Origin of the sequence: Rhodococcus kronopolitis, from assembly GCF_042654025.1 — a bacterium.
GTDB lineage: Bacteria > Actinomycetota > Actinomycetes > Mycobacteriales > Mycobacteriaceae > Rhodococcus_G > Rhodococcus_G kronopolitis.
In genome coordinates, this window is sequence record NZ_JBHSFO010000006.1 from 40,077 (window position 1) to 66,739 (window position 26,663).

A 26,663-nucleotide genomic window follows, 5' to 3' on the forward strand; every position below is an offset into this window, starting at 1 on the left:
CGGCGGACTCGCGTCCGCCACGCTCGATGCCGGGCACCCTCGACACCCCCGGATCGCCGCTTCCACGGCGATCCGGGGGTGTTCGCCGCTCCGGGTCCGTCGTCGCAGTCGACCGCACCGGACGACTGCTAGCCGAGCCACTCCCGGAGCGTCGGGCCGATCACCGTCAGCGCCTCCGGACCGAGCATCGACCAGTGCGTGGCAGGCACCGGGGTGTGCACGATCCTCCCTGTCACCGCGCCCACCCACGACTGCGGGCCCACGGTGTCGTCGGACCGGTCTCGGGCCGCCGTGAACAGCAGCAGGTCTGCGTCGACCGACTTGGGCACGTACGCCCGCATCAGCTCCGTCGAGACGACGGCCGCGGCCACCATCGACCTCAACCACTCCTCGGACACCGCTGCGAGCGGGCTGTCGCCTGCGCCACGCAGCAGCGCGAGCAGGTCGTCGATGCCGGCGGTCTGCGGGTCCAGCCCCTCCACCGGTTTCAGCCCGAACCCGCCGAGGATCTCCTCCGCGCCGACGGCGCCGACCCCGAGCTCGTCCGCCGCCTCACCCGCGAAGCTGTCCAGCATGGCCAGCAGGTCCACGCGCTGTCCCTCGTCCTGCAGGTGCGCGGCCATCGCGTGCGCGATGACGCCGCCGAGCGACCAACCGATCAGCCGGTACGGTCCGTCCGGCTGGACGGCGCGGATCTCGGCGACATAGCGGGCCGCGATCTCCTCGATCGAGGACGGCGCGGCGGTGTCCCCCGACGCGGCCGGCGTCTGCAGGCCGTAGACCGGCACCCGGCCGCCGAGAGCGGTGGCGAGTCCCGAGTACGCCCACGACAACCCGAGCACCGGGTGCACGGCGAAGACCGGCACGCTGCCGGCAGGCGTCCCGGCCGCCGGGCGGATCGGCAGCAGCACGTCGAACATGTCGGCGGCAGGCGCGGTGCCGGTCCGCTCGGCCTCCACGGCCGCCGCGATCCCGGCCGGCGTCGGGTCCAGGAACACCGCCCGCAGCGGCACCGTGACACCGAGCTCCTCGGTGAGCCGGGCCATCACCCGGGTCGCCGAGAGCGAGTTGCCGCCGAGGTCGAAGAACGACGCGTCCACGGACACCCGCTCGAGCCCGAGCACCTCGGCCAGCACCTCGGCCACCGCGATCTCCGTCGCCGTGGTCGGGGCCCGGTACTCACCGGAGTCCCCGAACTCCGGCACCGGCAGCTGCTTGCGGTCCAGCTTGCCGCTCGCGTTGAGCGGGAACTCGTCGAGCACGACGACCGCGTTCGGCACCATGTACCCCGGCAGGCTGGCGGCGACGAACCGCTTGAGTTCCTCGCCGTCGACGCGGTGGCCGTCGTCGACGATCAGGTAGGCGACCAGTTGGTCCCCGGTGCGCTCGTCCTGCACCACCAGGACCGCTGCCTGCCGCACCGCCGGGTGCGCCAGGACCGCCGACTCGATCTCCTCGAGCTCGATCCGCTGGCCGCGCAGCTTCACCTGGAAGTCGGTGCGCCCGATGTACTCGAGCACCCCGTCGCCGCGTCTGCGCACCAGGTCACCGGTCCGGTACATCAGCGAACCGGGCTCCCCGAACGGGTTGGCCACGAACCGGTCCGCGGTGATTCCCGGCCGGGTCAGGTAGCCACGGGCCAGCTGCGGCCCGGCCAGGAACAGCTCCCCGGACACCCCGGCCGGAGTCGGGCGCAGACCGACGTCCAGCACGTGCGCCTGCACGTTCCACTGCGGCAGACCGATCGGCGTGGTGACCGTGTCCTCCGGGCGGGCCTCCCAGTTGGTGGCGGACACCGCGGCCTCCGTGGGCCCGTACATGTTGTGCAGACCCGCCGGAGTGAGCTGACGCCAGCGGGCGGCCGTCACCGGCGGCAACGCCTCCCCGATCACGAACGCGCGGCGCACGCTGCGCAGCGCGGCCGCGTCGGCAACCGCGACGAACACCCCGAGCGGTGACGGCACGAAGGTCGCGGTGGTGACGCCGTGCTCGGCGATCATCGCGGCCAGGTAGGACGGGTCCTTGTGACCGTCCGGCTTCGCGATCACCAACCGGGCGCCGTTCTGCAGACCCCAGAAGAACTCCCAGACCGACACGTCGAAGGTCATCGCGATCTGCTGCAGCACCACGTCGTCGACGCCGAGGCCGTACTCGGACTGCTTCCACACCAGCTGGTTCACGATCGCCCGGTGGGTGACCACCACCCCCTTCGGCCTGCCGGTCGAGCCCGAGGTGAACATCACGTAGGCCGCGTTGCCGAGGCGCAGCGGGGACAGACGGTCCGCCTCGGCGACAGGGGCGTCGGAGAAGCCGGAGGTGTCCAGGCGATCGATCTCGACCAACTCGAATCGCGGGTCCACCGTGAACCGGTCCCGCGACGTCGTCAGCACACACACCGGATCCGCCGTCTCCAGCACGTACGCCGTGCGGTCCGCCGGATGGTCCGGGTCGATCGGCACGTACGCGCCGCCGGCCTTGACGATCGCGTACATGCCGACCATCAGCTCCAGGGACCGCCGAACGCCCAACCCGACCATCGACTCCGGACCGACACCGAGGCCGACCAGGTGCCGGGCCAACCGGTTCACCCGCTCATCGAACTCCGCGTAGGTCAGCTCCTCGCCCTCGAACACCAGGGCCACCGCGTCCGGCGTCCGCCGCACCTGTGCGTCGAACAGGTCGGCCAGGGTGGCCGCCGGAATCTCGTGACCGGTGGCATTCAGCTCCGCGAGCCGACCCAGCTCGGACTCCGAGAGCACCTCGAGCTCGGCGACCGTGCTGTCCGGGGCCTGCACCAGCCGCGCGAGCACCCGGTCGAGACGGTCCACCACGGAACGCATCTGGGCCTCGGCGAACACGTCCGGCAGGTACTTGGCCTGGATCTGCATGCCCTCGCCCTGCTCGATGTAGAGCGAGAGCGGGAAGGTGTTGGCGTCCACGCCCTGGACCCCGAGCAGGCGCATGCCGTCGATGTCGCCGCCGTCGCCTGCCGCGGAGGTGTCGACCGGGTAGGACTCGAACACCGTGATGGTGTCGAAGACCGCGCCGGCGCCTGCCGCCTGCTGGATCGTCGGCAGCCCGACGTGGTGGTGCTCGAGCAGGTCGGACTGCTCGAGTTGCACCCGGGTGAGCAGGTCCCGCAGGGTCTCCCCCCGGTCCAGGCGGACCCGGACGGGCAGCGTGTTGATGAACATGCCGACCATCGACTCGACGCCCTCGAGCGCGGCCGGGCGGCCGGACACCGTGGCGCCGAACACCACGTCGTCCCGGCCGACCAGCCGCGAGAGCACCAGGCCCCACGCCGTCTGCACGACGGTGTTGACCGTGACCCCGAGCCGCTTGGCCAGGGCCTCGATCCGGGTGTTGCGCTCGGCGTCGAGGTCGAGGGTCAGCACCCGCGGCATGGCCGACTGCTCGCGACCGCGGTCCTCCGGCGCCAGCAGCGTCGGGTCCTGCGTGCCGGCGAGCGAGGTCCGCCATGCCTGCAGCGAGGCCTCGGCGTCCCGTTCGGACAGCCACGCCAGGAACGCCCGGTACGGACGCACCGGCGGGAACGCCGAGGCCTCACCGCGGGTTGCGTACAGCGCCACCAGGTCCCGGAAGATCAGCGGCATCGACCAGCCGTCCACCAGGATGTGGTGGGTCGTGACGACCAGGTCGTGCCGGTCATCGGCCGTCGTGATCAGGCTGAACCGCACCAGCGGCGGCGCGGACAGGTCGAACCGGCCGTTGCGGTCCTGATCGCGCAACTCCAGGCACCGGCTCCGGCGCTCCGCCTCGTCCAGCCCGGTCAGGTCGACCGCGCGGAAGGTGATCGGCGCGTTGCCCACGACCACCTGCAGCGGGTTGCCGTCCTCGTCGTGGACGAAGCCGGCCCGCAGGTTCGGGTGCCGGTCCACCAGCGCCTGGGCCGCCACCCGCATCCGGTTTGCGTCGACGGTGCCGCCGAGCCCGACCACCACCTGCGAGGTGTAGACGTCCAGGCTGGTCGAGCTCTCCGCCAGCACCGCGTGGAAGAACATGCCCTCCTGCAGTGAGGTCAGCGACCACACGTCCTCGAGCGTCGGGTACCGCTGCTCGAGGACGTCGATCTCCCGCTGGGACACCGAGACCAGCGGCAGGTCGGACGGCGTGAACGCCGGGGTCCGCGGCCCCGATTCCGGTGTCGCCCATCGGGCCAGTGCGTCGGCGGCCCGGGTCCACAGTCCCGCGAACTCGGCCACCTCGGCCTCACTGAGCAGGCCCGCCGGGTAGGCGAACCGTGCCGTCAGCACGGCGCCGTTGACCTCGGCGTTGATGTCGATCGCCGCGGCCGCAGGCAAGTCCGGATCCGGCGCCGCCGAGACCGTCAGCTCACCCGCGGGTGCGGGCAGCCAGCCGATCGGCGCGCCGGTCACGGCGTTCTCGCCGCCACCCATCCGGCCCAGGTAGTTGAAACCGATCTGCGGCAACGAATGCCCGGTCAGCTCCGGAGCGGTACCCGGGTTCAGGTAGCGCAGCAGGCCGTAGCCGATGCCCTTGTCCGGCACCGCCAGCAGCTGCTCCTTGACGGCCTTGAGCGCCCGGCCGGTGGCGTCGCCGCCTGCCAACGCGGACTCGACGTCGATGCCGTCCAGGTCCAGGCGCAGCGGGAACATGCTGGTGAACCAGCCGACCGTGCGGGACAGGTCGGAGCCCGCGACGAGATCTTCCTCGCGACCGTGGCCCTCCAGCTTGATCAGGGCCGACGACCCGTCGACGCCCCGACGGGCCCGCCACGCCGTGACGGCCAGCGCCAGCGCGGCCAGCAGTCCGTCGTTGACGACGCCGTGCACCGCGGTCGGCACGGCCGTCAGCAGCGCCTCCGTCGTCGCCTCGGTCAACGTGACGAAGACCTCGGCGACGTCCGCGAACAGGTCGATCTCCGGGTCCAGCGCCCGCGAGGTGAGCAGTGGGTCGTCCGCCGCTACGACGCCGCGCCAGAATTCCAGCTCGGCCTCCCGTTCGGGGCGGGCCGCCTCCTCCGCGAGGGCGTGCGCCCAGCGCCGCATGGAGGTGCCGACCGGGGCGAGCTCCGGCGCCGCGCCGACGGCGACGGCCTGCCAGGCGGTGAACAGGTCCCCGACGAGCAGCCGCCAGGAGACACCGTCGACCACCAGGTGGTGCACGACGAGCAGCAGCCGGCCGGTGGCCTCGGTGCCGGGCGCCGGGTCGAACCACACGTACCGGGCAACCGCACCGGTTGTCAGGTCCAGCTCCGCCGCCGCGGCCTCGAGCGCCGGGCCTGCCAGCGCGTCGAACGCCTCGGTACCGGGCAGCGCCGCCGCGTCGAACTCGACACGGGTGACCAGCGCATCGACGTCCGCGGTGGGGACGACCCGCAGCACCGGATCACCCTCGACCGCGGGGATCGAGGCCCGCAGCATGTCGTGCCGCTCGTAGACCGCGGCCAGGGTCGCGACCAGACCGGTCCGGTCGATGCCGGCAGGCAACGCCAGGTAGGCCGGCATCAGCAGCCGGTTGTGCCCGCCGGGCCGTTCGGTCATCCAGCGCATGATCGGGGTCAGCGGCAGGTCGCCGACGCCGCCACCGGGCAGCTCCGCCAGCGCCTCGACGGCGGCGTCACCGACCGGCACCGCCACCCGGGCCAGCGCACCGACGGTCTTGTGCTCGAAGATCTCTCGGGTGCGCAGCTGCAGGCCCGCGGCCTTGGCCCGCGCCACCAGCTGGATGGAGACGATGGAGTCGCCGCCGAGCTCGAAGAACGAGTCCGCGACGCTCACCCGGTCCACGCCGAGCACCTCGGCGAACAGCGCGGCGAGCGTCTCCTCCACCGCGTCGGCCGGGGCCACGTAGGTGGCCGCCGCCGAGCCGAAGTCCGGTTCCGGCAACGCCTTTCGGTCGACCTTGCCGTTGACCGTCAACGGAATCGAATCCATCACCACGATCGTGGACGGCACCATGTGCGAAGCCAGGGTGCGACCGGCAAACTCGGTCACGGCCGCGACGTCCACCTCGACGCCGGGGACGGGAACCACGTAGGACACCAGCACCGTCGCCCCGGACGGTCCGGTACGACCGACGGTGACCGCGTAGTCCACCGTCTCGTGCGCCGCCAGGGCCGCATCGATCTCGCCGAGTTCGATGCGGAAGCCGCGCACCTTCACCTGGAAGTCGCTCCGGCCCACGTACTCGATCTCGAGGCCGTTCCCGGTCTCGATCCACCGCACCACGTCGCCGGTCCGGTACATGCGGGAACCACTGTCCCCGTACGGGTTTGCCACGAAACGATCCGAGGTCAACGAGGGCCGTCCGTGGTAGCCGCGGGCCATCTGCGCACCGGCGACATACAGCTCACCGGCGACGCCGACCGGCACCGGCCGCAGCCGCCGGTCCAGCACCACCGCGGACATGCCGCGGATCGGACCGCCGATGGTGAGCCGGTCCCCGGTGGTCAGCGGCTCGCTGATGGCGACCATGACGATCGTCTCGGTGGGACCGTAGCCGTTGTAGAAGTTCCGGCCCGGCGCCCAGACGTCGACGAGATTGTCCGGTACCGCCTCGCCGCCCGCGACGAGGTGCGCCAGGCTGTCCAGGCCCGACGGGGACAGGGTCGCCAGCGCGCCCGGGGTGATGAACGCGTGGGTGGCGCCGCCGGAGGTGATCACCTCGGCCAGTTCGTCGCCGCCGTACACGCCCGGCGGCACGATCACCAGAGCCGCCCCCGCGCCCACCGCGAGCAGCAGTTCGAGCATCGACGCGTCGAAGCTCGGCGACGAGAAGTGCAGCGCCCGCGAACTCGCGGTCACGCAGTAGCGCTCGCGCTGCTCGGCCGCGAAGTTCGACAGCCCGGCGTGGCCGACCACGACGCCCTTGGGCAGGCCCGTCGAGCCGGAGGTGTAGATCATGTACGCGGCGTTCTCCACGAGCACCGGCGCGAGCCGGTCCGTGTCGGCGACCGGTGCGGTCGAGCGCGATGCCAGCTCGGCCTCGCAGCCGGCCTCGTCGAGCACCAGCCAGTCGATCCCCGACGGCAGCGCTGCGACGTGGTCGGCGTCGGTCACACCGATCACCGCCCCGGAGTCGGACACCATGTGCTCGATCCGGTCGAACGGGTACGCCGGATCCATCGGCACGAACGCGCCGCCGGACTTGGCGACCGCCCACAGCGCCACCTGGGCGGCGAAGGACCGCGGCAGTGCCAGCGCCACGAACGACTCGGCGCGGACGCCGCGGTCGATCAGCAGCCGTGCCAGTGCATTCGAGCGGTCGTCGAGCTCGCCGTAGGTCAGCTGCCGGTTGCCGTGGACCAGTGCCACCCGGTCCCGGTCCTGCGCCGCGGCGGCGAGCAGCTCCGGCAGGGTGACCGGCTCTGCGCCCGGCGGGCCGGAGACCGGCGTCAGCGCCGCCCGTTCGTCCGCCGAGGTGACCTCGACGCCGCCGACCACCGTCGCCGGCTCGGCCACCAGCATCTCGAACACCCGGAGGAAGCGTTGGGCGACAACGCCGACCGCCGCGTCGTCGAACAGCTCACGCACGTGCGTGAACTCCAGGTGCAGCGTCTGACCCAGGCTGGCAGTCAGGGTGAGCGGATAGTGTGCGGCGTCGACGCCGGAGACGCCTGAGACGCGCATGCCCGCGAGGTCCGTCTCGGTGGTGGCACCGGCCAGGTCCACCGGGAACGACTCGAACACCACCAGTGAGTCGAACATCGCGGTCTCGCCTGCGGCCTTCTGGATCTCGGACAGGCCTACGAAGTGGTGGTCGAGCAGGTCCGCCTGCTCGCCCTGGATCCGGCCGAGCAGCTGCGCGGCCGACTCGTCCGGCCGCACCGTCACCCGCACCGGCAGGGTGTTGATGAACAGGCCGATCATCGACTCGACGCCGTCGATCTCCGGCGGTCGGCCGGAGACGGTGGCGCCGAAGACGACGTCGTCGCGGCCGGTGAGCGTGGCCAGCACGATCGCCCAGGTGGCCTGGACGACGGTGTTCGGCGTGACGCCCAGGGACCGGACCAGCTCCGTCATCCGCCCGGTGAGCTCGGCCGGCACGTCCAGCTCGAGCCGACCGGAGGTGGAGCTCTGGGTTCGTCCCCGGTCCCCCGAGACCAGCAGGGTCGGACCCTCCACCCCCGCCAGCGTGTCCACCCAGACCCGTCGGGACGCCTCGAGGTCCCGGTCGGCCAGCCAGGCCAGGTAGGTGCGGTAGGACCGGGCCGCGGGCAGCGCGGACGCGTCACCGTCGGTGACGTAGAGGAACAACAGTTCCTTGAGGATCAGCGGGGTCGACCAGCCGTCGGTGACGATGTGGTGCGTCATCACGATCATCTCGTGACGCCCCTCGCCGAGATCGACGAGCGTGAACCGCATGAGCGGCGGCGCCGACAGGTCGAACGGGCGGGTGCGGTCCTCGTCGGCGATGCGGGCGCGCTCGGCGGCCTGCTCGGCGGCCGGGTGTGCGGACAGGTCCACCACGGTGAACGGCAGCTCCACCCGCTCCGACAGCACCTGGACGGCCACACCCGAGTCGTCGGTGACGAACGCGGTCCGGAACGTCTCGTGCCGGTCCACCAGCGCCTGCCCGGCGCGGCGCATGCGGGCCGGGTCCACAGTCCCGGACAGCTGCATCACCAGCTGCGCGGTGTAGACGTCCACCGCGATCTCCGCGGCGAGGCCCGCGTGGAAGTACATGCCGTACTGCAGCGGCGAGAGCGGCCAGACGTCGCGCAACGTCGGGAAGCGCGCCTCGTAGGCCTCGATCTGCCGCTGGTCCAGCGTCACCAGCGGCAGGTCGGACGGGGTGCGTCCGCCGGCCTCGGGTCCCGCAGCAGCCCGGGCCACCGCGTCGAGCGCGGCGCACCACAGTTCGGCCAGCTCGGTGACCTCGGCGGCGGTGAGCACCCCGAGCGGGAAGGAGAACGACGCCGTCAGCTGCTCGGCACCGTCCACGCGCCCGACGACCGCGTTGACGTCGAGCGCGGTCACCGGCATCCGCGGGTCCAGCGCCGACCCGAGCTCGATGTCGTCGTCGGCCGGAACCCAGCCCACCGCCCGCATCTCGTCGGTGATCGCGAACGAGCCGCCCCGACCCAGGTAGTTGAACCCGATCTGCGGCTGCGGGTAGCCCGCCAGCTTGGCCGCGGTCTCGGGGTTGAGACGGCGGAGCAGGCCGTACCCGATGCCCTTGTCCGGCACCGCCCGCAGCTGTTCCTTGATCGCCTTGACCGCTCGCGCGGTGTCCGCGCCGCCCGCGAAGGCAGCGTCGAGAGCCACCCCCGCGGTGTCGAGGCGGACCGGGAAGAGGGTGGTGAACCAGCCGACGGTGCGCGAGAGGTCGGCACCGGGGACGGTGTCCTCCTCGCGACCGTGCCCCTCGAGCGCGATCACGGCGGCCGACGCATCGATCCCGCGGTCGGCCCGCCAGCGGGCCACGGCCAGCGCCAGGGCCGCCAGCAGCCCGTCGTTGACGTTGCCCCGGAACGCCTCCGGGACCGCGGTGAGCAACGCCTCCGTGGTCTGCGCGGACACACCGACCCGCACCGTCTGCGTGGTCTCGGCCACGTCGACCTCGGGGTCGACCGGCCGGGAACCGAGTACCGGGTCGGGCCCGGCCAGCGCGGACCGCCAGTGCTCGAGCTCGGCCGTCCGCCGAGGGACGCTCGCGGCCTCGGTCAGCCCGTGGGCCCACCGACGCACCGACGTGCCCACCGCGGGCAGTTCGGCACGCGCGCCCGAGATCGTCCGACCCCAGGCGGCCGCGAGGTCCGGGAGCAGGATCCGCCAGGACACTCCGTCGACGGCCAGGTGGTGCACGACGATCAGCAACCGGCCGTTGCCGCCGCTCTCCGGATCGAACCAGACGAACTGGGCCGTCACTCCGGTGCGCACGTCCAGACGGTCCGCGGCCGCCTCAAACTCCTCCCGCACCAGCGTCGCGAAGGCCGCGGAACCGGGATCGGCGCCGAACTCGACCCGGCGCAGCAGGTCCGCCGCGCTCGTCTCGCCGACCGGAGGCACTGTGAGGCCGGAGCCGTCGGCGTGCCAGCGCAGGCGCAACGCGTCGTGCCGGTCCAGGACCGCCTGAATGGTCGCCGTCACGGTCTCGGCGTCGATGCCCACCGGCAGCGTCACCATGTTGGACTGCGAGAACCTGCGCAGCAGGCCGCCGCGTTCGGCGAACTCGGCCATGATCGGCGTCGCAGGCAGATCGCCGACACCGCCGCCGGGGAGCTCGGCCAGCACGGTCTCGGGGCCCGTCGCGTCCCCGGCGACGGCGGCCAGCGCGGCCACCGTCCGGTGCTCGAAGACCTGCCGCGCGGTCAGCCAGAGGCCGGCGGACTTGGCGCGCGAGACCAGCTGGATCGACATGATGCTGTCGCCGCCGAGCGCGAAGAACGACTCGTCCACGCTGACCCGGTCCACGCCGAGCACCTGCGCGAACACCTCGGCGAGGGCCTCCTCCGCCGGGGTGCTCGGGCCCACGTACTCGGACCCGCCGCCGAACTCCGCCGCAGGCAGGGCGCGCCGGTCGAGCTTGCCGTTTCCGGTGACCGGCATGGCCTCCAGGACGACGACGGCGTCGGGAACCATGTAGCCGGGCAGCACCTTTGCCACCGCGGCGCGGAGGTCGCCGGTGTCGACATCGTCACCGACCACGTAGGCGACCAGGCGCAGTCCATGGTCCGTGTCGGCGGCAGTCACGACGGACTGCCGGACGGCCGGGTGGTCCAGCAGGGCGGACTCGATCTCGCCGAGCTCGATCCGCTGACCGCGGATCTTGACCTGGAAGTCGGTGCGGCCCAGGTACTCGAGGTTGCCGTCGGTGCGCCAGCGCGCCACGTCGCCGGTTCGGTACATGACCGCGCCCGGCGCCCCGAACGGGTTGGCCACGAACCGCTCGGCCGTCAGGACGCCGCGGGCGTGGTAGCCGCGGGCCACCTGGCCGCCCGCGAGGTACAGCTCTCCCCTGACCCCCGGCAGCACCGGGTGCAGCCGCTCGTCGAGGACGTAGGCCTGCGAGTTCCACACCGGCACACCGATCGGCATGACAGCCGTCTCGGAGCCGGTCGCCCAGTGGTGCACCGAGGTCAGCGTCGTCTCGGTCGGGCCGTACGCGTTGTCGATGCGGACGTTCGACGCGGCCATCGTGCGGGCGGCCAGCTCCGGACTCAGTGCCTCGCCTGCCAGTTGCAGCGCCCGCACCGACGGCGGGAAGGCCAGGTCCGGCCCGGACAGGAAGGCAGCCAGCATGGACGGCACGAATCCGAGCACGGTCGCGTTCCAGCGACGCGACGTCTCGGTCAGGTACTCGGCGTCGCGATGTCCGTCGGGCTTCGCGATCACCAGGTGTCCACCGACGACGAACGGTACGAACAACTCCCACACCGAGGGGTCGAACACTGTCGGGGTCTTCTGGATCACCACGTCGTCCGCGGTCATCTCGTACTCGCCGACGAACCAGCTCAGCTGGTTGACGACGGCCTCGTGGCTCACGGCCACACCCTTGGGCACCCCCGTCGAGCCGGACGTGAAGATCACGTACGCCGGATTCGCGCGGCGTAGCGGGCTCAGCCGCTCGGCATCGGTGACCGGCTCGCCCGGCCCGGACAGCTCCAGGCGGTCGATCTCGAGCACCGGCACCCCGGCGGGCAGCGCCACCGAGTCCCCGGAGGTGGTGAGCACGCACACCGGTCGGGCGATCCCGAGGACCATCTCGAGTCGGTCGGCCGGCTGGTCCGGGTCGACGGGCACGTAGGCGCCACCGGCCTTCATGACCGCGTACATCCCGACCATCATGTCCATCGACCGGCGGGCCGCCAGGACCACCAGCTGCTCCGGGCCGACCCCGAGCCCGATCAGGTGCCGGGCCAGCCGGTTCACCCGCGCGTCGAAGCTCGCGTAGTCGATCGTGACGTCCTCGAACGTCATCGCCGGCGAGTGCGGGTTGCGAACCGCCGACCGGTCCAGCAACTCCACCAGGGTGGTCGGCTCGACCGGCATCTCGGTCCGGTTGAACTCCACCAGCATGCGGCGGCGCTCGGACTCCTCCAGCAGGTCGAGGTCGCCGACCACCAGTGCCGGGTCCGCGGTGACCGCCGCCAACGTCCGCAGGAACCGGGCCGCCACGGTCTCGACGGTCGAGCGGTCGAACAGCGCGGTCGCGTACCGGAAGGTGCCCTCGAACCGCGGGGCGCCCTCGGGGTCGAGGCGCTCGACGAAGGCCAGCTCGAGGTCGTTCTTCGCCTGCCCGAGATCGGTGGGCAGCGCGGTGACGGTCAGCCCCGGCAGCTCGAAGACCGGGTTCTCCGTGTTCTCGAAGCCGAAGGAGACCTGGACCAGCGGGGCGTGTGCGGTCGACCGCGGCGGGTCGAGGATCTCGACCAGCCGCTCGAACGGCAGGTCGGCGTGCGAGAACGCCTGCAGGTCGCCCTCACGAACAGCCTCGAGGACGGCCGCGAAGCCTGCGCCCGGATCCACCCGGGTGCGCAGTACCAGGGTGTTGACGAACATGCCGACGAGTGGGTCGAGTTCCTCCTCGCCGCGGCCCGCGACGGCGGTGCCCATCGCGATGTCGGACGCCCCGCTCAGGTGCGCCAACAGGACCGCGTAGACGGCCTGCATCACCATGAACGGGGTGGTGCCGGTGCTGCGGGCCAGCCGCTCGGTGGCGGCAACCAGGTCCGCGGGCACCGTGAAGTCGACCCGTTCGCCCGCCGTGGACTGCACGGCAGGCCGCGGTCGGTCGGTGGGCAACTCGAGCAGGTCCGGCAGGCCCTCGAGGGTCTCGCGCCAGTGGGCGACCTGGGTGGCGATCACCGAGTCCGGATCGGTCTCCGAACCGAGTGCGTCCCGCTGCCACAGCGCGAAGTCCGCGTACTGCACCGGCAGCGGGGCCCACTGCGGCGCCTCGCCCTGGCTGCGCGCAACGTAGGCCAGCATCACGTCGCGGGCGAGCGGCGCCAACGAGGCACCGTCGGAGCTGATGTGGTGCACCACCACGAGCAGGACGTGACTGTCGGCGGCCGTCCGCATCAGCGCGGCCCGCACCGGCAGCTCCGTGGTCACGTCGAAGCCGCGTCGGGCGAAATCGACGGCCACGTCGGTCAGGTTCTCCTCGTCCGTGTCGACGCGGACCAGGTCGAGCGACGCCGCGTCGACCGGTAGCACCGACTGGTAGGGCTCCCCGTCCGACGGGTACATCGTGCGCAGCGACTCGTGCCGCGTCACCACGTCGAGCAGCGCCAGCTCCATCGCGTCGACGTCCAGGGCACCGCGCAGCCGCACCCCGAGCGGGATGTTGTAGGCGGAGGAGTCGGGGTCGAACTGGTTGAGGAACCAGATCCGTTTCTGCGCCAGCGACAGCGGCACCCGGGTACCCCGCTGCCGGGCGGTCAACGGCGGTCGCGTGCCGCCGCCCGAGAGGGTGGACACCCGGGCGGCGAGGGCCTCGACGGTCGGGGCGTCGAACAGCAGCCGGACGCCGATCCGGACGCCGAGGGCGGCGCCGACCCGGGCGGCCACCCGGGTGGCGACCAGCGAGTTGCCGCCGAGGTCGAAGAAGTCCTGCGCCACCGAGATCCGCTCGACTCCGAGCACGTCGGCGAACACCCCGGCAATGATCTCCTCGACGGGCGTGCGCGGGGCGACGAACTCGCCCGACTGCTCGAAGACGGGCTCCGGCAGGCCCTTTCGGTCGAACTTGCCGTTCGACGTCAAGGGTATCGAGTCCAGTTCGACGACGGTGGCGGGCACCATGTGCGCGGGCAGGCGCTCGGCGGCGTGGTCGAGAAGCACCGCGCGGTCCAGCTCGCGGCCCTCGGCAGGCAGTACGTAGGCGACCAGCACCGAGGTCCCGCTCGACAGGGTGTGCGCGACGGTGGCGACGAAGCCCACCTCAGGTAGGGCACCGAGCACGTTGTCGATCTCGCCGAGCTCGACCCGCAGACCGCGCACCTTCACCTGGAAGTCGCTGCGGCCCAGGTACTCGAGGTCGCCGACCGCGGTCAACCGGACGATGTCCCCGGTTCGGTACATCCGGTCCCCGGCCGCCCCGAAGGGGTTGGCCACGAACCGGTCCGCCGTGGTCGCGAACCGCGCGTGGTAGCCGCGGGCGAGGCCGGGACCGGACACGTACAGTTCCCCGAGCACCCCGACCGGCACCGGCCGCAGCCGGGCGTCGAGGACCAGTGCGGTCACTCCGGCGATCGGCGCACCGATGTTGACCGACTCACCCGGCGTCAGCGGCCGGGTGGCGGAGACGACGACGGTGGCCTCAGTGGGTCCGTAGGCGTTGCGGAAGGTCCGGCCCGGCGACCAGCGGGCGATCAGCTCCGGCGTGCACACGTCGCCGCCGACCAGGACGGTCCGCACGCAGTCGAGCCCGGTGGGATCCACCGTCGCCAACGCGGCCGGTGTCATGATCATCGCGCTCACCCGCTGTGCGCGAAGAAGCTCGGCCAGCTCCTCGCCACCGAAGGTGTCGGCCGGGGCGACCACCAGTGCAGCACCAATGCTGAACGCGGCGAACAACTCTCCGACCGAGGCGTCGAAGTTCGGCGAGGACACGTGCAGCAGCCGTGACTCGTGGGTGGCCCCGTACAGGGCGACGAAGTTGGACACGAACATCGCCAGGCCGCGATGCGGCACCAGCACGCCCTTCGGCCGGCCCGTCGACCCCGACGTGAAGATGACGTAGGCGGTCTGGTCGACGTGCACGGGGCCGGTCAGCTCGTCGGCCCCGATCGGGTCGGCGGACCGACCGGCCACGGCGGTCGCGGTCGCCGGCTCGTCGAGGATCACCGTCGGCGTGCCCGCAGGCAGCCGGTCCAGGTGCTCGGCGACGGTCACCACCGACACGGCGCGCGCGTCCGTGACCATCTCGGCGATCCGCTCCACCGGGTAGCGCGGGTCGACCGGCAGGTAGGCCGCGCCGGTCTTGGCGATCGACCAGACCGCCAGCACCGACTCGAGGGACCGGCGCAGCACGAAGCCGACGACGGTCTCGGGACCGGCGCCGCGGGCGATCAGCTCCCGGGCCAGGCGGTTCGACCGCTCGTCGAGTTCGCGGTAGCTCCACACCTCGTCGCCGAGCACCACCGCGTCGGCGGCCGGGTCCAGTCGCGCCCCCGCGGCAAGCAGTTCGGCGAGGGTCAGCGGCTCCACCGCCACCGGAGCGGGCGCGGTGAGCGCGTGCCGCTCGTCGGCGGCCAGCACGTCGAGCTCGCCGACCGGCGTGTCCGGCGCGGCGACGACGGCGGTCAGGATCCGCACGAACCGGTCGGCGAAGGACCTCGCGGTGGGCTCGTCGAAAAGGTCGGTGGCGTAGTCGAGCACGCCCGTGACACCCGCCGCCGCCCCGTCCACGTCGGGTCGCTCGCCGAGGCTGAGCTGCAGGTCGAACTTGGCGACCGTCAGCGGCGCCGCCAGCTCGGCGACGTCGAGGCCAGGCAGGCTCAGCTCGGCCCGCTCGGTGTTGGCCAGCGAGAGCGCCACCTGGAACAACGGCGAGTGCGCGGTCGAGCGCGGCACGTCGAGCGCCTCCACGAGCCGCTCGAACGGCACGTCAGCGTGGCTGAACGCCTCGACGTCCTCGGCCCGGACCCGGTCGAGCAGGTCCGCGAAGCTCGCATCCGGGTCGATCCGGGTGCGCAGTACCAGGGTGTTGACGAACATGCCGACCAGGTCGTCGAGCGCCCGCTCGCCGCGACCGGCGATCGGGGTGCCGATCGCCACGTCGTCCTGACCGGTGAGTCGCTCGAACAACACCGCGAGTGCGGCATGCACGACCATGAAGAGGCTGGCCCGGTGGGTTCGGGCCAGTTCCCGCAGGCCCCGGTGCACGTCTGCGTCGACGGCGAGATCGACGGAGGCACCGCGGTAACTCGGGGTGGCCGGGCGGGGCCGGTCGGTGGGCAGCTCCAGCACCTCGGGCACGCCGTCGAGGCGGCCGCGCCAGAACTCGATCTGCCGGTTGAGCGGGGAGTCGGGGTCGGACTCGTCACCGAGGACCTCCCGCTGCCACAGGCTGAAGTCCGCGTACTGGATCTCGAGCGGGGCCCAGTTCGGGACGGCCCGCGCCGCCCGCGCCAGGTAGGCCGTGACCAGGTCCCGGGCCAGTGGCGCGACCGAGGCACCATCGGAGGAGATGTGGTGGGTCGAGATCGCCAGCACGTGGTCTCGGCGGTCGATCTCGAAAATCCGCACCCGCCAAGGAATCTCGATGGTGACGTCGAATCCCTGCGATGCGAAGGCGGTCAGGCGCGCAGCCCACTGCGCCTCGTCCACCGCTTCGACCGGCACGTCCAGCGCCACCTGGGCGGTCGGCACAATCACCTGGTGCGGACCGTCGTCACTGTCCGGGAAGCGGGTGCGCAGCGACTCGTGCCTGCCGAGCACGTCGGCCAGTGCGTCACGCATGGCGGCGAGGTCGAGCTCGCCGCGCAGCCGGATCGCCATCGGCACGTTGTAGACCGCGGACTCGGTGTCGAACTGGTTGAGGAACCACATCCGCTGCTGTGCGAGCGAGAGCGGAATGCGCTCCGGGCGTCGGCGGGCCACCAGCGCGGCCCGCGCGGGGGCATCCGCCGTCCGCTCCGCCAGGGCGGCCAGCTCGCCGACCGTCGGCGCCTCGAACAGGTCCCGCAGCCGCAGCGCGGCGCCGGTGGCCGCGTTCACCCGGGCGACGGCGCGGGTCGCGACCAGGGAGTCGCCACCGAGCTCGAAGAATCCGTCGGTCGCGGAGACGCGCGGCACACCGAGCAACTCGGAGTAGACCTCGGCAACGGCGCGCTCGGCGTCGGTGGCCGGCCCGACGTACTCCGCCTCGGAACCGCCGAACTCGGGGTCCGGCAGGGCCTGTCGGTCGAGTTTGCCGCTGGCGGTCAGCGGGATCTCGTCCATCGCGACCACCGCGGCGGGCACCATGTAGTCCGGCAGCGCGGCCGCGGCGATCTCGCGCGCGACGACGTCGATCCCGGCCGCTCCGACCTCTGCGGCGGTGACGTAGGCGACCAGCCGGTCCACGCCCGCGCCGCTGGTCCGGACCGTGACGGCGGCGGCCGCGATTCGCGGGTCCGCGAGCAGCACGGCCTCGATCTCCCCTGGCTCGACCCGCAGCCCGCGGATCTTGACCTGGAAGTCGGTGCGGCCGACGTACTCGAGCTCGCCGTCGGCGTTCCAGTAGGCGACGTCACCGGTCTGGTACATCCGTTCGCCGACCCGGAAGGGGTTGGCCACGAACCGGCAGGCGGTCAGTGCGATTCGGTTGCCGTACCCGCGGGCCAGCACCCGTGGTCCGCCGATGTACAGCTCGCCGGGCACCCCCGGCGGCAGCAGCCGGAGCAGCTGGTCCAGGACGTACATCTGGTAGTTCGGCACTGCCGGCCCGATCGGGACCCGCGCGCCAGTGTGCCCGAAGTCGGCCTCGCCGAGCCGATGGTCGTTGGAGGTGTCCGCGGCCTCGGTGGGGCCGTAGTTGTTGTGGATCCGCACCCCGGCGCGCTGCAGGTGTGCCAGCGGGACCGGGTTCAAGGCCTCGCCACCGAGGTGCAGGGTGCGCAGGCCGCCGAGCACGGCGTCGGTGTCGGCGTCGGCGTCGGCGTCGGCGTCGACAAGAGCCAGGAACGCGCTCGGCGCCATGTTGGCGTTCACGACGCCGCCGTCACGAATGACGCCGAGAATCTCGACGGGATCGAAGGGGACGGCCGCCAGCTGCAGGACCGCACCGGCGGCCAGCGCCGCCCACACGTTCTTCTGGGTCTGGTCGAAGACGGGTGCGTTCGCGACCAGGATGGCATCGCCGGGGCGCAGGTCGAGTTCGCCCAGGTACCACTCGGCGGTGTTGTGGACGCCGGCCATCGGCATCAGGGTCGACTTGGGCCTGCCGGTGGTGCCCGACGTGGTGATCACGTACGCCAACCGCCGGTCCGCCGTCGGCTCCGCCCAGCGGTTCACCGGCGCGCTGTCCGCACGGGACGCCAACCGTGCCTCGCAGTCCGCGGACCCGAGCACCAACTGCGGACCGTCGTGCGCGACCGGCGCAGCGGCGACCACCACGTCGGCCTCGCAGTCCGCGAGGATCGCGCGTATCCGGTCCGCCGGGGCCGCCGGGTCGACGGGCAGGTAGGCGGCGCCCGCCTTCCAGGCCGCCAGCATGCCGACCACCCAGTCCGCGGAGCGGGGCAGCACCAGGGCCACCACGTCGTCCGGGCCGATCCCGAGGGCGATCAGCTCGTGCGCGAGTCGATTGGCCCGCGTGTCGAGGTCCGCCCGACTGACGGTGACACCGCCGGCGACCACGGCCGGGGCGTCGGGGTCCGTGGCGGCCATCTCCTCGGCCCGCTCGAGCAGGGTGCGCGGCGTGCGGGCCAGCTCGGTCCGGTTGCGCCCGAGCAGCCAGTCCGTCTCGGCCGTGGTCACCAGCTCCAGGGCCGCGAGCGGCGTGTCCGGGGCGTCGACCATGCGCGCGAGCACGTCGAGGAGTCGATGCAGGTGCCCGGTCGCGGTGGCCTCGTCGAATGCCTCACGCTGGAACTCGACCGCGGCGTGCAGCCGGTCTCCGGAGGCGGCGGCGATGATCGAGAGCGGGAAGTGGCTGGCGGCCTCGGAGTCGACGCCCAGCAGCCGGGACCCGGCGATCTCCACGTCCCCGCCGACCCCGCTGGTGTCCACGGGGTACGACTCGTAGATGACGGCGGTGTCGAACACCGCGCCGTCTCCGGCCACCCGGTGGATGTCGGTCAACCCGACGTGGTGGTGGTCGAGCAGGCCGGCCTGCTCCGCCTGCACCAGTTCGAGCAGGGAGCGCACGGTCTCCTCGGACCGCATCCGCACGGCGACCGGGATGGTGTTGATGAACAGGCCCGCCATCTGCTCGACGCCGTCGAGCGCGGCCGGGCGGCCCGAGACGGTGGCGCCGAACACCACCGTGTCCCGTCGGGTCAGCATGCCCAGCACGATCGCCCAGGCGGTCTGGACCAGGGTGTTCAGGGTGACGCCGAGTTCGGCGGCGAGCGCCTGCGCGCGCCGGGTCTGCTCGACGGTCAGCGCGACCTCCACCTTCCCCGGTGCACTGCCGTGCGCGGTCGAGCGGGTCTCCGGGGCGAGCATCGTCGGCTCGTCCACCCCGTCCAGGGCCGCCCGCCAGGCGTCGAGCGAGACCTGCGGGTCCTGCTCGGCGAGCCACTGCAGGTAGTCACGGTAGGGCCGGGTCCGCGGCAGCGCGGTGTCGTCGCCGTCGAGGGCGTACAGCGTCATCAGCTCGCGCACCACGAGCGGGGTGGACCAGCCGTCGAGGACCACGTGGTGGTTGGTGACGAGCATCTGCCAGCCGCCCGCGCCGAGCACGATCACCGTCAGCCGCAGCAGCGGCGGGGCGGTCATGTCGAAACCGGCGGCCAGGTCGTCAGCGAGCACCTGCAGCCGGGCCTGTTCGCGCTCGTCGGCGTCGAGGCCGGACAGGTCGTGCACCGTCAGCGGCGTCGACTCACCGGCGGTGACCACCTGGATCGGCCCGGTGTGCTCGTCGACGACGTAGCCGGCCCGCAGGTTCGGGTGCCGGCGCAGCAGCCGGTCCGCCGCGCGCCGCAGCCGGGGCACGTCGTGCGCACCGGCGAAGTTCAGGGTGAACTGCGCGGTGTAGACGTCCACCGCACCGGGCACACCCTCGGTGAGCAGCGCGTGGAACAGCAGACCCTGCTGCAGCGGGGACAGCGACCACAGGTCCTCGAGGTCCGGGTAACGGACCTCGAGGACGTCGATCTGCTCCTGGGTGAGCGCGACGAGTGGCACGTCGGACGGAGTGAGCCCGCCCGATCCCTCGGCACGGGCGTGCTCGGCGATCGCCGTCACCGCCCGACGCCACAGCTCGACCAGCTCGGTGACCTCGGCGCGTGTCAGCAGCCCGCGGGGGAAGCTGAAGGTGGTCGACAGCCCGCCCCCGGCCGGGACGGACGAGTTCACGTCCAGCGCCGCGGTGGCGGCCATCGCCGGGTCGGCGGCGCCGCCGAGTCGTCCCCCGTCGGTGACGGGGACCCAGCCGAGCGCACGCACCTCCTCGGGAAGGTCCTCGGCCCCGAAGCGGCCCAGGTAGTTGAAGCTGATCTGCGGTGCGGCCGCGCCGGTCAACGCGCCCGCGGTCGCCGGGTTCAGGTAGCGCAGCAGGCCGTAGCCCATGCCGTTGTCCGGCACCGCCCGCAGCTGTTCCTTGACGGCCTTGACGGCCCGGCCTGCCGCCGCGCCGCCCGAGAGGGCGTCGTCGAGGTCGATGCCGACCAGGTCCAGTCGCACCGGGTACACGTTGGTGAACCAGCCGACGGTACGAGAGAGGTCCGCGCCGGGCACCACCTGCTCCTCGCGACCATGGCCCTCGAGTGTCACCAGCGTGGAGTCGCTGTCCCGGCCGCGCCGACGACGCCAGGCCGAGACCGCCACCGCGAGCGCCGCCAGCAGGCCGTCCTGCACACCCCCGCGGAACCGCGAGGGCACCGCGGTGAGCAGCGCCTCGGTGGTCTCGACCGGCAGCTCCACGGTGACCGAGTCCAGGGTGCCGACGGTGTCGACCGCGCCGTCGAGGGGGCGGGCGCCGAGGGTCGGTTCCGCCTCCGCGACGACACCGCGCCAGAAGTCGAGCTCCGCGACCCGGTCGGCGGAGGCCGACTCGCCGGCCAGCGCGTGTGCCCAGCGGCGCAACGAGGTGATCTCGCCACCTGCCGCGGGCTCGACGCCCGAGCCGACCTGCGCCCAGGCCGCGGCCAGCGCCGGCACCAGCAGGCGCCAGGAGACGCCGTCCACCACGAGGTGGTGCAGCACGAACAGCAGTCGGCCCCCGGCGTCGACGCCGTCGGCGGCGTCGAACCAGACCGCCTGCACCATGACGCCTGCGGCCGGGTCCAACCGGTCCGCAGCCGCGTCCAGGGCGGCGGCGGCCAGCACCTCGAAGCCGGGGGTGCCGGGCAGCGCGGCGCCGCCGAACTCGACGCGGGTCAGCAGCGGGTCGGCAGCGACCGTCCCCCGTTCGCGGACCCGCAGCACCGCGTCGGACAGGTCGTCCGCGGCGCCAGGGACCAGCCGGGCCCGGAGGGCGTCGTGCTGATCGAGGACTGCGCCGAGGGTGGCGACGAGCTGGTCACGGCGGGCTCCGGCCGGGGCGGTCAGCAGCACTGCCTGAGAGAAGCGCCGGTCGGCGCCGTGTTCGGCGGCCCAGCGAGCGACCGGCAGCAGCGGCAGGTCACCGACGCCGCCACCGGGCAGCTCGGCGAGCACGACCGGTCCGTTCGCGTCGTCGCTGTGCACGGCCACCTGGGCCAGCGCGGCCACGGTCTTGCGTTCGAACACGTCCCGTGCGCGCAGGTGCACGCCCACTGCCTTGGCCCGGGCCACCAGCTGGATGGAGACGATGGAGTCGCCGCCGAGCGCGAAGAACGAGTCGTGCACACCGACTCGATCCAGTCCGAGCACCTCCGCGTACAGCTGTGCCAGCAGCTCCTCCATCGCACTGCCGGGGGCGACGTGGTCGGTACGGTCGGAGCCGAACTCCGGCTCGGGCAGCCGGGTGCGGTCCAACTTGCCGCCGACGGTCAGCGGGAGCTCGTCGAGCACGACGATCGCGGACGGCACCATGTGCCCGGGCAGCGACTCGCGCAGGTGCTCGGCCACCGCGGCGGTGTCGACCGGCGCGGCGCCGTCCTGCTCGGCCGCGGTCACGTAGGCGACCAGCACGGTGGCTCCGGACGGGCCCGGCCTGCCGAGGGTCAGCGCGAAGTCGACGCCCGGGTGCGCGCGCAGGGCGGCGTCGATCTCGCCGAGCTCGATCCGGAACCCACGTACCTTCACCTGGAAGTCGCTGCGCCCCACGTACTCGAGCTCGAGCTGCCCCGCGCGCTCGGCCCAGCGCACCACGTCGCCGGTCCGGTACATGCGAGAACCGCTGTCCCCGTACGGGTTCGCCACGAATCGGTCCGCGGTGAGCGCGGTCCGGCGATGGTAGCCGCGGGCGGTGTGCACGGCGGAGGCGACGTACAGCTCACCGGCGACGCCGACCGGGACCGGGCGCAGCCGCCGGTCCAGGACCAGGGCATCGACGGACCGGACCGGACCGCCGATGCCGACCGGCCGCCCCGCCCGCAGCTCGGTCGTGGTCACCATGACGGTCATCTCGGTCGGGCCGTACGCGTTGTGCAGCCGGACCCGCGAGGCCCAGCGCTCGACCAGGTCCGGGCTGGTCGCCTCGCCGCCCAGGATCAACACGGCCAGGTCGTCGAGGCCCTGGGCCGGCAGCGCGACGGCGGCCGACGGGGTGAGGAAGGCATGGGTGACTCCGGTCGCCGCCATCAGCTCGGCCAGCTCCGCGCCGCCGTAGACGTCGGCGGGCATGACCACCTGGGTGGCGCCGACGCTCAGCGCCAGCAGCATCTCGAGCAGCGAGGCGTCGAAGCTCGGCGAGGCCGCGTGCAGCACCCGCGATGCCGCGGTGACGCCCCAGTCCGACCGCATCACGGCAGCGAAGTTGGCCAGGCCGGTGTGCGGGACGACGACGCCCTTGGGCAGGCCGGTGGAGCCGGAGGTGTAGATGACGTAGGCGGTGTTGCCTGCCCGCGCGCGGGCAGGCACCGGCCCGGCGGCGAACCCGCCGGACGGGTCGGTGTCGGCGTCCAGCACGATCCAGTCGACCCCGGCCGGCAGGCCCGCGACGCTGTCGGCCACCGTCAGGCCGAGCGCCGCGCCCGAGTCGGCGACCATGTGCCCGAGGCGCTCGGCCGGGTACGCCGGGTCCATCGGCACGAAGGCACCGCCGGACCGGGCGACGGCCCACAGGCCGAGGATCGACTCCGCACCGCGCGGCATGGCCAGTGCGACCGGGGTCTCGGGCCGGACACCGCGTTCGATCAGCAACCTCGCCAACCGGTTCGAGCGTTCGTCCAGTTCCCGGTACGAGATCTCGCGGCCGGCGTGCACGATCGCGATCGCCGACGGGTCCACCGCGACGGCGGCGTCCAGCAACCCGGCGAGGGTGACCGCGGGCTCGGCCGGGCCCCCGCGGACTGGGACCAGCCGGGCCCGCTCGGCCTCGGTGACGACGTCGATCCCGCCGACCGGCCGCTCGGGCTCGGCCACGACCGCACCGAGCAGCGCGACGAACCGGGCACCCAGGTCGACGACGGTGGTCCGGTCGAACAGGTCGGTGGCGAAGACCAGCGTGCCGGTCAGCCCGGCGTGGTCCGGCCGCTCGGCCAGCGAGAGCTGCAGGTCGAACTTCGCGAACGTCACCTCCGGCTCGACGACGGAGACCGCCAGGTCCGGCAGCGCGATCTCGGTCGCGGTGGGCGCCTCCAGCGAGAGCACCACCTGGAAGATCGGGGTGTGCGCGGTGGACCGTTCCGGGGCGAGCACCTCCACCAACCGCTCGAACGGCACGTCGCCGTTGCCCAGCGCCGCCACGTCGGTGCGCCGGGCCTGTTCGAGCAGCCCGGAGAACGAGGCGTCCGGGTCCACGACGGTCCGCAGCGCCAGGGTGTTGACGAACATGCCGACCATGTCGTCGAGTGCACTCTCGCCCCGGCCCGCGACGGGAGTGCCGAGAACCACGTCGTCGACGCCGGAGAGCTTCGAGAGCAGCAGGGCGAAGGCCGCGTGGACGGCGGTGAACAGGGTGCCGTCGTGGGCGCGGGCCAGTGCGGCGAGGTCGCGGTGCAGGGCGGCGTCCACCTCGAACTCGACCCGGTCGCCTGCCATCGACATCACCGGCGGACGCGGTCGGTCGGTCGGCATCGGCAGCACCTCGGGCGCGTCCGCCAGCTCGTCGATCCAGTGCCTGATCTGCCGCGAGATCCGCGATTCGGGGTCCTCCTCGGACCCGAGCACCTGCCGCTGCCACAGCGCGAAGTCCGCGTACTGCACCGGCAGCGGCGCCCAGTCCGGGTCCTCACCGGCGGCGGCCGCCACGTAGGCCAGCATCACGTCACGGGCCAGTGGCGCCATCGACTCGCCGTCGGCGGCGATGTGATGGACCAGGAACAGCAGCACGTGCTCGGTCTCGCTCAACGCGAACAGCGTTGGCCGCACCGGGATCTCGGCCGCGACGTCGAAGCCGACGATGGCCCGCTCGGTCACCAGCCGGGCCAGCTCGACCTCGTCCGCGGCCTGAACCGGCGCCAGGTCCAGCTCGAGCTCGGCCACCGCCCGCACCACCTGACGCGGGCCGGAGCCGTCGTCAGGGAACACCGTGCGCAGCGACTCGTGCCGTTCGAGCAGGCTCAGCACGGCGGCCGCCAACGCGGCGGGGTCGATCCGGCCGCTCAACCGCAACCCGAGGGGCAGGTTGTAGGCGGGTGACGTGGTGTCGAACTGGTTGACGAACCACATCCGGGACTGGGCGAGCGAGAGCGGCACCGCCGCCGGTCGTTCCCCCGCCACCAGCGCCGGCCGGGCCGACGCGGTGCCCGTCCGGCCGGCGGCCAGCGCGGCGAGGGCGGCCACGGTCGGGGCGTCGAACACCGCCTGCAGGCCCAGGTCCGCGCCGAACGCGGAGTTGACCCGGGCCACCACCCGGGCGGCGGACAGCGAGTTGCCGCCGATGTCGAAGAAGGAGTCGTCCGCGCCCACCCGCTCCAGCCCGAGGATCTCGGCGACCAGGTCCGCGACGGTCCGTTCCGCCTCGGTGGCCGGCTCCCGGTAGTCCACCGTCGTCCCGAACTCGGGGCGGGGCAACGACTTACGATCCAGCTTGCCGTGCGCGGTGATCGGCAGCTCGGCCAGTTCGACGACCGCCTCGGGCACCATGTAGTCCGGCAGCGACCGACGGATCAGCGTCGTCGCATCGGCGATGTCGACCCGGGCGCCCGCCGCCCCGACCACGTAGGCGACGAGGTGCTGGTCACCGGGGACGTCCTCCCAGACCACCACGGCAGCCTGCGAGACCGCGTGGTGCCCGAGCAACGCGGTCTCGATCTCGCCCAGCTCGATCCGAAGGCCACGAAGCTTGACCTGGAAGTCGTTGCGTCCGAGGTAGTCCAGCTCGCCCGTGGAGTTCCACCGCACCAGGTCGCCGGTGCGGTACATCCGGTCCCCCGCCTCGAACGGGCTCGCCACGAAACGGTCGGCGGTCAGGTCCGGCCGTCCGACGTACCCTCGGGCCAGCTGCACGCCCGCGAGGTACAGCTCACCGGAGACCCCGGGCGGAACCCGGCGCAGCCGCGAGTCGAGGACGAACAGCTCGGTGTTCGACACCGCGGCCCCGATCGGGACGCCTGCGGTGTCCGCCTCGGTCACCTCGTGGAAGGTCACGTCCACGGCCGCCTCGGTGGGGCCGTACAGGTTGTGCAGGCGAACCTGGGGCAGGACCGCACGGACCTGGGCGGCCGTGTGCGCCGGCAGTGCCTCACCCGAGGCGAAGAGCTGCCGCAGCGACGTGCACGCGGAGACCGCCGGCTCCGACGCGAAGACCGCGAGCATCGAGGGCACGAAGTGGGCTGTCGTGACCGACTCCGCCGCCATGACGCGGACCAGGTAGCCGGGGTCGCGGTGGCCCTCGGGTTCCGCGACGACCAGGCGGGCACCGGTCTGCAGGGGCCAGAACAGCTCCCACACCGAGACGTCGAACGTCGCGGGCGTCTTCTGCAGCACCACGTCGTCCGCACCCAGCGGGTACTCCCGCTGCATCCAGATCAGCCGGTTCACGATCGCCGCGTGGGTGACCGCGACGCCCTTGGGGCGCCCGGTGGATCCGGAGGTGAAGATCACGTAGGCGGTGTTCGCCGGGTCCAGCCGCCCGATCCGGTCGGCGTCGGTGACCGGGGCCGAGGAGTGCTCGGCCGGATCGGTGGCGTCGAGGTACACGATCGCGCCGGGCACCTCGACTGCGTCGCGGGTGGTGGTCAGTACGCACGTCGGCCGCGCGCTCTCGAGGATGTGCTCGATGCGCTCGGCGGGCTGGTCGGGGTCGAGTGGAACGTATCCGCCGCCCGCCTTCACGATCGCGTGGATACCGACCAACAGGTCCAGCGAACGCCGCATCGCCACCGCGACGAGGGACTCCGGGCCGACGCCCTCCGCGATCAGTCGGCGGGCCAGCCGGTTCGCCCGCGCGTCGAACTCCGCGTAGGTCACGGTCTCCCCGCCGAAGGTGAGCGCGGGGCGGTCGGGGGTTCGGGCCACCTGCTCGGCGAACAGCGACGCCAGCGTGTCGCCCGGTTCGGCCGAGTACGGTTCGGCCAGCTCCGCGGCGTGCTCACGAATGGTGTCCAGCACGGCGCCGATGCCGCCCTCGGCCGCCACCACCATCGGCACCAGGCCGGTCAGGACCACGGACACCACGGCGTCCGAATCCATGCCTCGGTCGGCCAGCGGACCGGCGAGCAGCCGCATGCGCTCGTCGAGTTGGCGATACGTCACGGACGCCCCGTCGACCACTACTACGGTCACCTCGGGTCGTGCCGCCGCGAGCGCGGCGACCGATCGGGTCAGGTCCACAGCAGACAAAAGATCCTCCGAGGGGCTCCGCCAACGTCGCACACTCGGCCGGGCCGCCTCCCGAGCCCCGGCGCGGCGGTCCGACACAAACAGTCCATATTCATCAATGAACGTACCCGAGGGCAGCGTTTGTCCCGGCTTGCGCGCGCCGTGGAAATTCCGCGATTCACGGCGTGTCGACGGGCCCGCGCGGCCCCTCCGGCGCGCCACAGAACTCTG

1 protein-coding gene is annotated in these 26,663 nt (G+C 72.7%); it reads right to left on the reverse strand.

Going from position 1 to position 26,663, the window contains the following annotated elements:
* Positions 1-128: 128 nt before the first annotated feature.
* Positions 129-26,444: a non-ribosomal peptide synthase/polyketide synthase gene (locus ACFO6S_RS13610; protein WP_378417776.1), complete on the reverse strand. Its 26,316-nt coding sequence runs from the start codon at positions 26,442-26,444 to the stop codon at positions 129-131.
* Positions 26,445-26,663: the final 219 nt, after the last annotated feature.